Here is a 13,941-nt window from a genome sequence, read left to right on the forward strand (position 1 = left end):
TAGTTCTTTATAACTATGTAAAATAAGACCATTTTAGTAAAGGAATTGTTTTCATCGTATTGAATACTTAATAACGGGCAGTGAATCTTTCCTATTTATCCACATAAAGAAAGGCTATCTCCCTAAAAACACAGCTAGAAAGGGGAAAATTAATGAAAAAGGTCATCTCTCGTTCTTCTGTTCTATTGTTCTCCACTATTTTTATTTTATCCACATTCTTTACAGGTCAACAGGCTAGTGCCGCTCCATCGAACAAACAGGTGGAACTGGAAAAAGCAGAAATCTTCGGTGAAATCAATGTCAAATCTAAAAAACATACCACTGTCATTGTTGAATTAAAGGAAAAATCCTTAGTTGAAGCAAAGCAAGAAGGCAAAGCTCAAACAAAGGCCTCCCTCAAAAAATCTCGAACAAAAGTAAAAAATGAAGCACTCAAAGAAATTGATAAAGCGAGTGTTCGTCAAGAATATGAAAAAGTCTTCTCTGGTTTCTCTATGAAACTTCCTGCAAACGAAATTCCGAAGCTGCTCGCAGTTGACGGAGTAAAAGCCGTTTATCCGGATGTTACATATCAAACAGATGAAGTGAAAAAAGAAAGCATCCAGCTTCCAAACGAAGATGTCTCCCCCCTTATGGATAAAAGCGCTCCATTTATCGGTGCCCCAAAAGCTTGGGATGCCGGCTACTCTGGAAAAGGGGTAAAAGTCGCTGTCATTGATACTGGAGTAGACTATACCCACCCTGATTTAAAAGGAAACTTCGGTTTATACAAAGGCTATGATTTTGTTGATAATGATTATTCTCCGCAAGAGACACCTAAAGGAGACCCTAGAGGTGAATCGACAGACCATGGCTCACACGTCGCAGGAACAATTGCTGCCAACGGACAAATTAAAGGTGTCGCAAAGGATGCCACACTTCTTGCTTATCGTGTACTTGGACCAGGCGGTTCTGGGACGACTGAAAACGTCCTTGCAGGCATCGACCGTGCTGTTACTGATGGAGCAGATGTCATGAACCTCTCTCTCGGAAACAGTGTGAATAACCCTGATTATGCTACAAGCATCGCACTCGATTGGGCCATGTCTGAAGGCGTTGTCGCTGTCACATCAAATGGAAACAGCGGTCCGAACAGCTGGACAGTCGGATCTCCCGGCACGTCAAGAGATGCAATATCTGTCGGAGCAACTCAGCTTCCGTACAGCCTTTACAATGTGAAATTCCCGAACTATTCTACTGCAAAAGTGATGGGCTACTACCAAGAGAGTGATTTAAAAGCACTTGACCAAAAACAAGTCACACTCGTCCATGCAGGTATCGGTGACGAAAAAGCGTTTGAAGACATCGACGTGAAAGGAAAGGTTGCCGTGATCGAACGAGGAGCCATTGCCTTTGTTGATAAAGTCGACAATGCAAAAGCTGCTGGTGCAATCGGCGTTGTGATGTATAACAACACCGATGGAGAAATCCCTGTCGATGTACCGGGTCTTGCTCTTCCTACGATTAAGCTTTCAAAAGCTGAAGGAACGGCGCTTGTCAAAGCCATTGAGGCTGGAAACAATACAACGACTTTCTCCATTCAATTTGTCAAAGAACTTAGTGAGCAAGTCGCTGACTTCTCCTCTCGTGGACCAGTTGTGGATACGTGGATGATTAAACCTGATTTATCAGCGCCAGGCGTCAGCATTGTGAGTACAATCCCAACGCATGATCCTTCTCAACCTTACGGATATGGCTCAAAGCAAGGGACAAGCATGGCTTCACCGCATGTGGCAGGGGTTGCAGCGATCATGAAGCAAGCAAACCCATCTTACTCAACAGAACAAATCAAAGCATTGCTGATGAATACAGCAGAAAAACTATTTGACGCAAACGGCAGCCCATTCCCTCACAACACACAAGGGACAGGCAGTGTTCGAATCATTGAATCACTCCAAGCGTCATCTATCGTTTCTGATGCGAGTTATTCTTACGGCACTTTCTTGAAAGAAAAAGGCGTTCAAATCAAAACAAAGAAATTCAAGGTAGAAAACCTTTCAAAAGCACCGAAAACGTATACCATTGATTACAAATTCGATGGCAGCGGCATCAGCACAAATGGAACGAAAAAAATCACTGTCAAAGGGAATTCCACTGGGTCCTTTACTTCCGCGGTACAAGTGAAATATGGTAAAACGAAAAAAGGAACGTACCAAGGCAGCATTACCCTTCGCGAAAATGGCAGAAAGGTCACAGAGATTCCGACTTTATTGATTGTAAAAGAGCCTGATTATCCTCGCGTCACTTCGGTTTCTGTAGAGCCGGATAACCGTGCTGGAAGCTATGTCATTAGCAGCTATCTGCCTGGCGGAGCTGAAAACCTTGCATTCCTCGTCTACTCGACAGATGGAGAGTATTTAGGTGAAGCAGGTGTTTATCAACATGTTGATAAAGGAGAACACCGCGTAAAATGGAATGGCACAATTAATCAAGGTCAAAAGCTCGAACCTGGTGAGTATACAATGCTTGCGTATGCAAGTTTGAAAGGGAAATCCGACACGGTTCAAACGAAGGAACCTTTCGATATTTATCCTGAATAAATGTGAATCACAAGAAAAGCCTTGTATGAGCGGATCCGCTCATCAAGGCTTTTCGATCATATATGGAGGAAAGAGAGATTGATGTTGATATTGCTATGGATCGTTTCTTTTTTTATTGCTTTTTTTCTAACGATCACCTTGGTGTATTTTTTCACCCTTTTATATGCGAACCATCCTCGTCCTTTTCATCAAGCATGCGAGCTGACGGTCTATGTGTCCTTCATTTACCCGCTTAGTTTGCTGGTGACAGCCGCGTTTATTTTCATCATGATGCTCCTCTTCCCTATCTACCGGCTGCGTGGACGGTAAACAGACATACATACGTTATGCATCAAAGGCTTCTTTTAATAAACGATAAGATGTGAGCCGGTCTTGCATGCGGTGAGTGATGGTCACGGCGATCACTTCATCTGTACGATAAGCCTTCGTTAGTGCCGTCAGCTGTTTTTTCACAGAAGATGGCGTTCCAACCACCATCCTTTGACGATTGGCAGCCACTCGTTTTTGTTCATATGGACTATAGGAATAAGCCTGTGCCTTTTCATATGAAGGAAAGCCCCCGAGGTTTTGCCCCTGTTCATTGGCAAGTAAGGATAAATCTAAGCTGACTGCCAGTTTTTCTGCCTGTTCCTCTGTTTCAGCACATAAAACGAAGACCGCCAGACTAACGCGCGGCTCATCACCGAATGCTGAAGGTTCGAACCGGTTGATATATTGCTCCACAGAATCTTCTCCGCCTTCGCCATTGATAAATAGAGCAAACGTATAGCCTGCACCTGCTTTCGCCGCAAGTCTTGCACTTCCTCCAGAGGAACCAAGCATCCATACCTCTGGTGCAGTCTCTACCTTCGGAGAAGCGGTTAAATGGGGCAGCGGGTAAAATTCATCCGCTAGGTCGTGTAAATAGACCTTCAACTCTTCTACCTGCTCAGGATATTGATCACCTAGACGTTTTCGTTCACCATGATGAAGAGCTATGGAGGAAATGGGCATACCACCAGGAGCATGTCCAATTCCAAGATCGATTCTGCCAGGAGCGAGTGCTTCAAGAACCCTGAAGTTCTCTGCTACTTTATAGGCACTATAGTGAGGCAGCATCACACCGCCTGAGCCAATACGTATATGTGACGTAACGGCTGATAGATGACCGAGAAGCACCTCTGGACTCGACCCTGCAAGCCGATTTGAAAAGTGATGCTCTGATACCCAAAAACGGTGATAGCCCCAATTCTCTGCCTGCTTTGCCAATTCAACCGTTTGCATCAAGGCTTCAGCAGGTGTTGCATCTCCAATTAAAGGAGATTGATCCAGTATACTTAATTTCATCTTACTGCACCTCTTACAGAAATCCCCCTCTCTCCATCGAAAGGGGGATTTCTTATTTATTTTCGATTAAAGCCCTTCTCTTTCACAAATTCTCCAAGGAAGGCACGCTTTGGCTGACTAAAGCCGCGAAGCATCTGCTTAGACCAAGTATCGGTTCTCTCTCCGTTTGTCCGTTCTTCATAATATGATGAAATACGGTCATCGTATTCTTTTATATAACGATCCACATGTGCTTCATCTTGCTGATATGAATTTTCATGATAAATGAGTTCAACTGGCAGTCGTTCCTTTTGTGACGATTGACTCGCTGGATGTCCGACAACCAGACCAAATAACGGCAGCACATATGATGGCGTTTCAAGCAAATCAGAGACTTCTCTCAGTTGATTACGCAGACCGCCTATATAGCAGATCCCAAGTCCCATTGATTCTGCGGCTATACTCATATTTTGCGCAGCGAGCGCCGTATCAATGACGCTAATGAGAAAGGCTTCCGTATTCTCAAGCGCCTCCTGATGATTCTTCCCTGCTTTTTTTGCAATATCATCATGGCGTTTCAAGTCTGCACAGAAGACAAAGAAATGCCCATTCTTCTCAACGTATGGCTGATTCCCAGCCAGTTCAGCAAGCTTGGCCTTCTTCTCCTGATCTGTCACCCCAATAATACTATACGCCTGTACATAGCTTGATGTCGAAGCAGCCTGTGCACTTTTAATAAGTGTCAGCACCTCTTCTTCGGACAAACGCTCGTCTGTAAACGAACGGATGGACCGATGATTTAATATCGTTTCTATCGTTTTGTTCAATTCGAAGACCTCCTTCACTTCTACTATCATAAGGCAAAGCCATATGGCTTTTCAAAAATTAAAACTCGAATGAAAAAAGACAGTCTATGCTTAGACTGCCCTTACCCGTTTTATTTAAATAAATAACTTTGGTATTTCGTTAATTGAACACTTGCGTTATAAGCAATTCCGAATCCAATGAGAACAGATAAAACAGAGCTTCCTCCGAAGCTGATAAATAGGAGCGGAATCCCTGTTACAGGCATTACGCCTATGTTCATTCCAATGTTCTGGAACGTATGGATCACAATAAGTGCTGTATATCCTACACAAAAGAATGATGCAAATCGGCTATAAGGATGGATACGATCAATCAGCACAACAAGCCGGTAGATCAAGAAGAAGAACATGATCACAACAAACGCACAGCCAATAAAACCAAAGGCTTCTCCTATAATGGAGAAAATCATATCTGTTTGTGCTTCTGGGACATAGACTTTTAAGTTTTTAACCCCATTCCCAAAAATCTGTCCAGCACCAATAGCCATAATGGCCTGGTCTACTTGATATTTATCAGACCCAGACGCATCCTGAGTCTGCGCTTGGTTGGCTGACGTAGAACTATCAGGTAGCCAAGCGGTAATCCGGTTAATCTGATACTGCTGAATGCCGATTGTTTTTGCAACATCAGGGAAAAGTATGATCACGGCTAACACAGCGGCAACTAAAAGCACAACAACGGAACCGATGAGAGAAATCAGCTTCCAATTGACCCCTGATAAAAACACCATCACAACGACAATAAACATACAGACAGCTGCCGTACCTGCATCCTGTAAGAAAATCAGTCCAACTGGAACAGCTGCCACCCCGGCAATTTTTAATAGAAGGAAGATATCATCTTCTAATGTCCGTTTTCCTCTAGGGCTTGACTTGCCAATAACAGATGCGAGCATCATAATCAAACCAATTTTCATGAACTCTGAGGGCTGAAGTGTTCCAACCCCCGGTATCACAAACCAGCTTTTTGCACCATTTTTAATTGGAGCAAAATCATGACCTCCGATTTGTGCAGGAGCGACTTTCAGAAAGAGTAACAACAGGATGCCGCCTATAAAAATATAGAGACTTAGCTTCTCTAATTGCTCCAAATCAAAGTAATTTATGGCTACGATACATATAACTCCGACCATGTAATAAATAATCTGTCTGGTCCATGCATTAGATCCATACTGCCCAAATTGACCCGCAGCATAAATCGCAATGACACTGATGGCAAAGAAGGCTAAAAATATAAAAATTAAATCCCCTTGATAGTACGGAGATGTATTCTGCTTGTTCATGAACTAACCACCCTTATTACAAAACATAAAAGCCCTTATTTATATTAGATTGAAATTTTCACAAAAGCAACTCACCTTAAATATGACGGAAGATACATCCGAAAGGTTCCAATCATTTTTCAAAAAATGAAATACTTTTCATCCTAACAATAGGAAAAAATTCCTCTATACTCTTTCCATTCAACCGATCACGAGTCCTTTAAAAAGATTATTTTACAGATATTAAGGGGAAAATTCAATGACCTATGTGGCGATATGACAAGCAATTATCAAGTCAGCATAAGTTTTATGGACAGAAAAGGAAAAAACTACTCTACGGAATAAGGCCCATTTTCCAATTATTGAGTTTACTTCAAAGTCAATTGTGGTATAATACTTGTAACAAAATGTTCACAATATCTCCTAAAAACAGACACAATTGCATCCTGACCTCTCATTTGAATTGAACATCAACTTACAAAGGAGTTGGATACGATGGATATGTTCTTTGCGTACCTATGTATTGCAACGGCTACACCCCTGTTTTTATGGCTCGAAAACAGAAAAATTGCACTAGCTTCTATTCCACCCATTATGATTATGTGGATTTTCTTCGGTCTTTACATGACAAGCAGTTTATCTCCAGCAGGACATACCTTCATGATCGCATTCTTTGCCATTAACGTCATTTTGGCACATATTGCAGCGTTCCTCATTTATGGACTTCCATTCATTCGCAAAAGATTCAGTAGCACCAGATAAATAACGCACCACTTATTGGAGACGTTATCAACATCATGATAAAAACCACTCACCTTTGAGAGATGAGTGGTTTTTTATTATTTCTCTGAATGCTCAGATTGCTTTGGCGCAGAAGGTGAATAACCGTCTTTGCTGTTCTCTCCGTGGCTGTAGTGAGCCGCAAAGATCCAAACAGATCCGATAACGAAGATAATCGCACAAAACAGACCAAACAATGTATTTCCGACTTGAACAGTTCCGTTCTCGCTTTCTGTCATGTGCATAAACATGAATAGCTGCAAGAACGCTTGAATGAAGGCAAAACCAAAGATAATCCAAAGTTTTGCAGAACTGCCAATTTCAGCTCCAATGGCAATCCAGAATGCTAAGATCGTTAGCACGATGGATAGGATGAAGCCAACTACGTGTTTCCAAGGGAAGTGTTCGTGCTCTGCTGAGGAATTTGTTTTTCCAGCCATATCACAAAAGCCCCCCTAATCCGATCAAGTAAACAGCTGTGAAGATGAAAATCCATACTACATCAAGGAAATGCCAGTATAGACTTGAGATAAAAATCTTCGATGCTGTTTGTGGAGTTAATCCACGTTTTTTAATTTGGAACAAGACCCCGGTAATCCAGAAGATACCGATGGATACGTGTAGTCCGTGAGTTCCTAAGAGTACAAAGAATGCAGACCAATACGCACTTGTATGAATGCTCGCGCCCTCATGTACATAATGGAAGAACTCGAAAATCTCAAAGCCAACGAAGCCTGCACCTAGAAGCAGTGTCAGAATCGTCCAAATGACAACCCCTTTTGTACTTCCACGGCGCATTTCATGAACGGCAATCCCACATGTAAATGAACTAACCAATAGCAGGAATGTCATGATCAATACAAGCTTCATATCAAACAGCTCAGCTGGTAAAACGCCGCCAGCTGTTCTGCCATGAAGAACAAAGTAGGTCGCAAAAAGTGTTGAGAATAACACGATTTCCGCGCCAAGGAATATCCAGAAACCAAGGATGTTTAAACGTCCCGTTTCAGACTGATATTCAAGCGGTGCATTTGCATAGCTGCTATCATTATGTCCCATTACTTCTGCGCCTCCTTATTCTTTTTCTCTGTTTCAATCACTTCTTCAACAGGAATATAGTAGCCATCGTCGTATTCGAATGAACGTAAAATCATCGTTGCAAATACACCGATTAAGCCAATAACGCCAATCCAGTACCATTCAAATACAAGACCGAATGCACCAAGTCCGAAGAATGCAGACATGATAAGCGGTCTGCCTGAATTGTGCGGCATGTGAATTTTCTTGAATTCTTTTTCAGGATGAACGTCTACATTGTTTTGCTTCCAATGATGGAATGCATCTGGTGTTGTCACTTCTGGAAGTGCTGCAAAGTTATAATGCGGCGGAATTGCAGAAGATGTCGCCCAGTCAAGAGTACGTCCCTCTCCCCAGCTGTCTCCAGACACTTCACGCTTCGCGTGTCTCCAGCTGTAGTAAATGTTGTAGCAAAGGATGATGAATCCGACACCCATCATAAATGCACCAATTGTTGAGATAAAGTTTAGTGCAGTCCAGCCATCTTCTGGTCCATACGTATAAATACGTCTTGGCATTCCTTGCAGTCCTAAGAAGTACTGCGGGAAGAAACAGATGTTAAATCCGATCATGAATACCCAGAAGAACCATTTGCCGATTCTTTCGTTTAACTTGTAACCAAACATTTTTGGATACCAGAAAACAAGACCAGCAAAACAAGCAAAGACAGTACCTGCGATTAATACATAGTGGAAATGGGATACAAGGAAGTACGTGTTATGGTACTGGTAATCCGCAGCTGCCATCGCAAGCATAACCCCAGTGACACCACCGATAACGAAGTTCGGGATGAAACCAAGTGCCCAAAGCATTGGTGAAGTAAAGCTGATACGGCCTCGATACATCGTAAAGAGCCAGTTAAAGATTTTCACACCTGTTGGTACAGAAATTGCCATTGTTGTAATCGAGAAGAATGAGTTAACCGCTGCACTGTTCCCCATTGTAAAGAAGTGGTGAACCCACACAAGGAAACTAAGAACAGAGATTGCCACAATCGATACAACCATCGCTTTGTAACCAAACAACTGTTTTCTTGAGAACGTCGCAAAGATTTCTGAGAAAATACCGAAAGCCGGCAGGATCACGATATATACCTCAGGATGTCCCCAAATCCAGAAAAGGTTCGCCCAAAGCATTGGCATACCGCCTGCTTCGAGTGTAAAGAATGCAGAACCGAATAAACGATCAAATGTCATAAGTGCTAAAGCAACTGTTAGTACAGGGAATGCGAATACGATGATGACAGACGTGATCAATGTTGTCCATGTAAACATCGGCATACGCATAAGCGTCATACCTTTTGTACGCATTTTTAAGATGGTCACCATGAAGTTAATACCAGTCATAAGTGTACCAATACCTGCAATTTGGAGCCCGAGCAAGTAATAGTTCTGTCCAGGTCCTGGTGAGAAATCATTTCCGGCGAGCGGCATGTAACTCGTCCAGCCTGCACTTGGTGATCCTCCAATGACGAAGGAAATGTTGAACAGCATCGCTCCGACCATAAATGTCCAGAAGCTCAGGTTGTTCAAATAAGGGAATGCAACGTCACGTGCACCAATTTGAAGAGGTACAACGACGTTGATTAAACCAATTAAAAATGGCATCGCCATGAATAGAATCATGATCGTACCATGCGTTGTGAAAATTTCATTATAGTGGTTGGAATCTAAAAACGTATTATTAGGAAGCGCCAGCTGTGCGCGCATCATCAGTCCGTCTACCCCACCGCGGAAGAACATAATCACAGCAGCAAGGATATACATGATCCCAAGCTTTTTATGATCAACTGATGTTAGCCATTCTTTCCAAAGCCATTTCCACTTTTTAAAGTAGGTTAAAACAAACACGATAGCAATGGAAGTAAGAGCGATAGAAATTTGCGCACCAAGAATTAATGGGTCTCCAGTTACAAAAAACTCATCCCATTTCAAATGCATAACGGCCTCCTCCTTTCCTTAGTCAGTTTATTCATTATCTAGTTTTCTTTTATAGTTCTTCACATTCTCGAAAGGATCTGTTTTGGAATGCGGAGAAACTGATTGGTAACCTAAACGTTTGCGTGCTTGGAGTGCGTATTCAGAATCCTCTCCATGCTTCGCAAAGGATAAATGTGTTGATGAGAATGTCTGCACATCTGCAGCATCAGGAAGCATCAAGTAGTCATACGTTTTCTTCGTTAACTTCGGTGCTTCTTTTTTCGTTTTGCTTACCCATTTATCATAGTCAGACTGCTTCATCGCATTGACTTTGAATTTTTGCTGAGCAAAGCCCTCGCCTGTGAAGTTGGCGTTTCTTCCTTCATATGTGCCAACTTGATCAGCTTGAAGATATTGTTCCATCTCCATTCCAGCCATCGCATACTTCTCCCCGCCTAGCTGAGGAATCCATAGTGATGCCATTGTATCAGCAGAAGTGATTTTGAATAAAACCGGCTGATCTTTTGGAATGTTTAAGTAGTTCACTGTCTCAATATTTTCCTCTGGATAGCTAAAGATCCATTTCCAATCAACAGCTGTAGCATAAACGACAAGAGGATCTTTATGGCTTGTTGCTTGAGGTGCCTCTTCCAAAGAGTAAATTGTTTTTACAGTTGGAACTGAAAGGGCAGCAACGATTAATATTGGGATCACTGTCCAGATAACTTCTAGAAGCGTATTCCCGTGTAGTTCTGGATTATAAGAGGCGTTTCCAACGTCCTTACGCTCACGGTATTTTACCAAAATGATGGTAAACAGTACAAATACCGCACCAACGATAAAGAGCATGAATCCGATGGATAAAAGGATTAAGTCTTTTTGTTGTGCTGCGACAGGTCCTTTAGGATCTAAAACAGCGATATTGCTGCAACCTCCTAATAAAAAAACACTCACGAGCATCGCTAATAAAAGCATAGGTTTAATGGCTCTGAACAAGAAGATCACCATCCTTCCTTAGATAATGTATATATTGCTGAATAATTGTGAAAAGCCATCTGCCTTCGAAAACTTTTCTTCCCTTTGTAATGCTATCAAAATCTGTTAGAGTTAGCTTCCCTTTTTTCAAAAGTTCATTTATTTTTCAACAGATTTCTATTAAAATGTCATAAATTCGACATAAATTTATATTATTGCACACACAATAAATTTCTAGGATTTTGAAAAGTTGAGAGTTGAAGGCAAAGGACAAACAATCAAGAACTTTGTCAAATTTAGGTTTACCACAATAAAAAAGTTTGGTCAAATTTCAATTTAACTTAATGAAATTTTATCTAGGTAAACAATTTCAAAATAGGTATCCCCACATTTAACAAAAACCTTACTCATTTTAACGCAAGTTCACAAGAAAAGAAAGTATCGATCCTCTGTGTATACGCTGTAAGAATTGGTAATGATGCTGAATTAGTGGAATCTCGCTAAAGACTTCCAGCAAAAAACCGGCTCAGCGCCGGCACTCTGCATTTATTCATCTCTCACTAAGATGTCAGGTCGTCTATAGATCTTCCCTTCATGTTCAATGTCCATGTACGTCCACTTGCCTGTATACGTTAAAAAGCGGTTGCCCTCTTTTTCTACAACAATCGTATCCTCTGATTTCAGTCCAGGCAATGAAGGGTTCCATGTAAACACTTGATGAAGCTGAATTTCTTCCTTCGATGAGGGAACAGCAATGATTTCCCTAGATACAAATCCCGTCTTTCCCCCTTGATGAAGCTTTTTCCAGCTATCAGGGAAGCCCTCTTTTTCGTACTGAGCAATACCTGCTTTCAGAACATCTCCTAATGTTTCCCCAGGACGTGTGGCGGCATTCATGACCGTGTCAATTCGTGCTAGCCGCTCTTTGTTCTCTTCAAGCTCCTTCGGAAGCTGACCAAAGTAAACAGACCTTGTAACATTTGCAACGAGCCCGTGCCGCTCCGCGCAGAGAACAACAAGCGCGTGCTTTTGAAGAGCTTTATCTGTTGGAATCGGGTGACGGTATTGATGGATCCGGTCATCCGTTGCCACAAGCAGGACTTCTATCGTCATCCCTTGCGCAATGGCTCTTTGAGCAACAAGCGAAGCAATCTCGTGCTCGGTCTGCCCTGGAACAATTTCTTGACAGACACTTTCTACAATGACCGCTGTTTCATGACAGAGCGTTTCATATTGTCTGAGCTGTGAGGCAGTTAGGATCGAGCGAATATTCGACAAATCCGGTTCGATCCATTCGAATCCATCCATTTGAATGTCCGTCCCAATTCGTTTACCTTTTGTGAGTTCTTGAATGTATGGGGTCTCATCCTCATACCAATCCATTGTGACCACTTGAAACGGATGATCGACGTACGCCATTTCCTCTTCAATGATCCGCTTTTCTTCCATTTGATTCACAATGAGAACGAGGTCGTCTTTTAAGACGAGCAGCTGGCACACGCCCTCTGGCGTATTTAACACAATATGATTCCTTCTTCCGCCTGTCAGCCAGGAGAAGTTATTTCGCTTTTGAATCAAAACACCCTCAAGCTGCTTTTCTTCCATTAGTTCTCTTACTTGTTCAATCATCTAATCACCTGCCTGTTTGAAGTGTTTGAATGAAACGGTTAAAAGCTATTTTCCCTTGCTCAGTTCTTTTAAACACACCTGCCTGCGAGAGAATTCGAGAAAAAATAAAGCCAATTTCTTTTTGTAAAATGGTTTCGGTATTGTTCTCTGTAAAGGAATTCTCTTCAAGCAGCCGCTTCGCCCAAGCCTCGTGCTTCATGATAGCAGGACGGGCTTTGATTTCTTCAAGTGGATTTTCGGATAGCAAAGCCTCTTTTAATTGGCTTATTTCCTCTGCTAATCTACCAGGAAGCACAGCAAGGCCCATGACTTCAATTAATCCGATATTCTCTTTTTTAATATGGTGGACTTCTTCGTGCGGATGGAAAATGCCGTCCGGGTGCTGCTTATTTGTACGGTTATTACGAAGCACTAAATCTAATTCATAGTCATCCCCGTGGCGCCTCGCAATAGGTGTAATGGTGTTGTGAGGTGTCTCTCCTGTATGAGCGATGACCCCCACCTCTTCATCTGAATACAGTTTCCACTCATGTAAGATAAAGTCTGCTGCATCTGCGAGCGACTGCCGCTCACTGCTTCGAAGGCGGATCACAGACATCGGCCATTTCACAATACCAGCTCGCACACCTGGAAAGGCATTGAGAGAAAAGACCTCTTCCATCTCTGCTTTTGCCATCGGAAATTCATGTGCACCGCCCTGAAAATGGTCATGACTTAATATACTGCCACCGACAATCGGAAGGTCGGCGTTCGACCCGATGAAATAGTGCGGGTATATAGATATGAAGGAAAGCAGTCGTTCAAAGGTCTTTTTGGTGATGCTCATTGGCTCATGTGTGCCTTTGAACACTATACAGTGCTCGTTGTAATACACATAAGGTGAAAATTGCAGAAACCACGATTCACCTGAGAGTGACACAGGAATAATCCGATGATTCTGTCTCGCTGGATGGTTAATCCGTCCCTCGAACCCAACGTTTTCTTTACAAAGGAGACAAAGAGGGTATTGCTTTTGACTGAGCTTCTTGGCTTCAGCGATGGCTTTGGGGTCCTTTTCCGGCTTCGATAGATTAATGGTGATCTCTAGCACACCATCGTCTGTTCGTGTAAACCACTGTACATTTTTGGCGATCCTGCCTGTATGAATGTAGTGTGCATGCTGCTGCATCTCATAGAACCAGCTCGTAGCTGCCTTCGGTCCTCCCTGCTGACGTTTTTCCTCAAACTTCGCATAGATGACACTTGGAGGTGCCACCAAGCAGCCCATGATTTTCGCATCTAGTAAATCACGATACGTATCCGTCCCCTCAGGAATAAGTTCTGTTTCTACTGCCCAATCGAGCATCGGCATTAAGATGTCTTCAAGGTCTTCTTCTCCTGAGACTGTTCTTGCTTCCGCTTCATCGAGTCTGAGCACCTCAAGCAGTCGATTTCTCGTATATTCGATATCTAGTGATGTTATCAGCTCTTTATTCATCCCGTATTGAATCAGCTGTTCCAGCTTTTCAAAAATATCAATCGCCATTCCCTCTGTCCCCTCTCTTGCCTG

The 13,941-nt window shown here is 42.5% G+C and carries 12 protein-coding genes; 3 read left to right on the forward strand and 9 right to left on the reverse strand.

Translation table 11 applies throughout. The annotated features are described in order from the left end of the window. The first annotated feature begins 152 nt into the window (after positions 1-152). Both MHH54_RS17515 and MHH54_RS17520 read left to right on the forward strand, forming a co-directional pair. Positions 153-2,579 carry a S8 family serine peptidase gene (locus MHH54_RS17515; protein ID WP_342500484.1) on the forward strand — a complete coding sequence of 809 codons (2,427 nt, stop codon included), beginning with the start codon at positions 153-155 and terminating at the stop codon, positions 2,577-2,579. 81 nt (positions 2,580-2,660) lie between these two features. Continuing rightward, the gene (locus MHH54_RS17520) at positions 2,661-2,888 is read left to right on the forward strand and encodes a hypothetical protein (protein ID WP_003214732.1); all 228 of its coding nucleotides are present in this window, start codon (positions 2,661-2,663) and stop codon (positions 2,886-2,888) included. A gap of 15 nt (positions 2,889-2,903) precedes the next feature. On the opposite strand, the gene MHH54_RS17525 is transcribed toward MHH54_RS17520, so the two are convergent. The 3 genes from MHH54_RS17525 to MHH54_RS17535 all read right to left on the reverse strand — a co-directional run bounded on the left by MHH54_RS17525 (position 2,904) and on the right by MHH54_RS17535 (position 6,033). After that, the gene (locus tag MHH54_RS17525; RefSeq protein ID WP_342500485.1) at positions 2,904-3,905 is read right to left on the reverse strand and encodes an LLM class flavin-dependent oxidoreductase; all 1,002 of its coding nucleotides are present in this window, start codon (positions 3,903-3,905) and stop codon (positions 2,904-2,906) included. 56 nt (positions 3,906-3,961) lie between these two features. Next, positions 3,962-4,711 carry an oxygen-insensitive NADPH nitroreductase gene (gene nfsA / locus MHH54_RS17530; protein WP_003214931.1) on the reverse strand — a complete coding sequence of 250 codons (750 nt, stop codon included), beginning with the start codon at positions 4,709-4,711 and terminating at the stop codon, positions 3,962-3,964. A gap of 110 nt (positions 4,712-4,821) precedes the next feature. Next, a complete protein-coding gene (locus MHH54_RS17535; RefSeq protein WP_106066982.1) occupies positions 4,822-6,033 on the reverse strand; it encodes an FtsW/RodA/SpoVE family cell cycle protein in 1,212 nt (403 codons plus the stop codon). Between the two features lie 474 nt (positions 6,034-6,507). Here MHH54_RS17535 and MHH54_RS17540 point away from each other — a divergent pair, with 474 nt between their 5' ends. Further along, complete coding sequence (locus MHH54_RS17540; protein ID WP_003215279.1) at positions 6,508-6,774, forward strand: spore morphogenesis/germination protein YwcE; 267 nt, start codon at positions 6,508-6,510, stop codon at positions 6,772-6,774. Positions 6,775-6,851: 77 nt separating this feature from the next. On the opposite strand, the gene qoxD is transcribed toward MHH54_RS17540, so the two are convergent. From qoxD to galT, 6 genes are all read right to left on the reverse strand, one after another. Continuing rightward, positions 6,852-7,232 (reverse strand): cytochrome aa3 quinol oxidase subunit IV, encoded by a 381-nt coding sequence (qoxD, locus tag MHH54_RS17545; protein ID WP_003215204.1) that lies wholly within the window; start codon positions 7,230-7,232, stop codon positions 6,852-6,854. A 1-nt stretch (position 7,233) separates the two neighbouring features. After that, positions 7,234-7,851: a cytochrome aa3 quinol oxidase subunit III gene (gene qoxC / locus MHH54_RS17550; RefSeq protein WP_003214975.1), complete on the reverse strand. Its 618-nt coding sequence runs from the start codon at positions 7,849-7,851 to the stop codon at positions 7,234-7,236. Further along, positions 7,851-9,809: a cytochrome aa3 quinol oxidase subunit I gene (qoxB, locus tag MHH54_RS17555; RefSeq protein ID WP_003215069.1), complete on the reverse strand. Its 1,959-nt coding sequence runs from the start codon at positions 9,807-9,809 to the stop codon at positions 7,851-7,853. Before qoxB ends, qoxC begins: the two co-directional genes overlap by 1 nt. Before the next feature lie 27 nt (positions 9,810-9,836). Further along, positions 9,837-10,793: a cytochrome aa3 quinol oxidase subunit II gene (gene qoxA / locus MHH54_RS17560; RefSeq protein ID WP_095117964.1), complete on the reverse strand. Its 957-nt coding sequence runs from the start codon at positions 10,791-10,793 to the stop codon at positions 9,837-9,839. Positions 10,794-11,309: 516 nt separating this feature from the next. Continuing rightward, positions 11,310-12,392 carry an aminopeptidase P family N-terminal domain-containing protein gene (locus MHH54_RS17565; protein WP_003214911.1) on the reverse strand — a complete coding sequence of 361 codons (1,083 nt, stop codon included), beginning with the start codon at positions 12,390-12,392 and terminating at the stop codon, positions 11,310-11,312. 4 nt (positions 12,393-12,396) lie between these two features. Next, the gene (gene galT, locus MHH54_RS17570) at positions 12,397-13,917 is read right to left on the reverse strand and encodes a UDP-glucose--hexose-1-phosphate uridylyltransferase (protein ID WP_342500486.1); all 1,521 of its coding nucleotides are present in this window, start codon (positions 13,915-13,917) and stop codon (positions 12,397-12,399) included. Between the last annotated feature and the right edge of the window lie 24 nt (positions 13,918-13,941).

This window comes from Bacillus sp. FSL K6-4563, assembly GCF_038630405.1.
GTDB lineage: Bacteria > Bacillota > Bacilli > Bacillales > Bacillaceae > Bacillus > Bacillus pumilus.

Excerpts from the sequence above, each read along its gene's own strand:
- MHH54_RS17525 (WP_342500485.1), bottom strand. The coding sequence starts at position 3,905 with ATGAAATTAAGTATACTGGATCAATCTCCTTTAATTGGAGATGCAACA.
- MHH54_RS17535 (WP_106066982.1), bottom strand. The coding sequence starts at position 6,033 with ATGAACAAGCAGAATACATCTCCGTACTATCAAGGGGATTTAATTTTT.
- MHH54_RS17515 (WP_342500484.1), top strand. The coding sequence starts at position 153 with ATGAAAAAGGTCATCTCTCGTTCTTCTGTTCTATTGTTCTCCACTATT.
- MHH54_RS17565 (WP_003214911.1), bottom strand. The coding sequence starts at position 12,392 with ATGATTGAACAAGTAAGAGAACTAATGGAAGAAAAGCAGCTTGAGGGT.
- MHH54_RS17540 (WP_003215279.1), top strand. The coding sequence starts at position 6,508 with ATGGATATGTTCTTTGCGTACCTATGTATTGCAACGGCTACACCCCTG.
- qoxC (WP_003214975.1), bottom strand. The coding sequence starts at position 7,851 with ATGGGACATAATGATAGCAGCTATGCAAATGCACCGCTTGAATATCAG.
- galT (WP_342500486.1), bottom strand. The coding sequence starts at position 13,917 with ATGGCGATTGATATTTTTGAAAAGCTGGAACAGCTGATTCAATACGGG.
- qoxB (WP_003215069.1), bottom strand. The coding sequence starts at position 9,809 with ATGCATTTGAAATGGGATGAGTTTTTTGTAACTGGAGACCCATTAATT.
- MHH54_RS17520 (WP_003214732.1), top strand. The coding sequence starts at position 2,661 with ATGTTGATATTGCTATGGATCGTTTCTTTTTTTATTGCTTTTTTTCTA.
- qoxD (WP_003215204.1), bottom strand. The coding sequence starts at position 7,232 with ATGGCTGGAAAAACAAATTCCTCAGCAGAGCACGAACACTTCCCTTGG.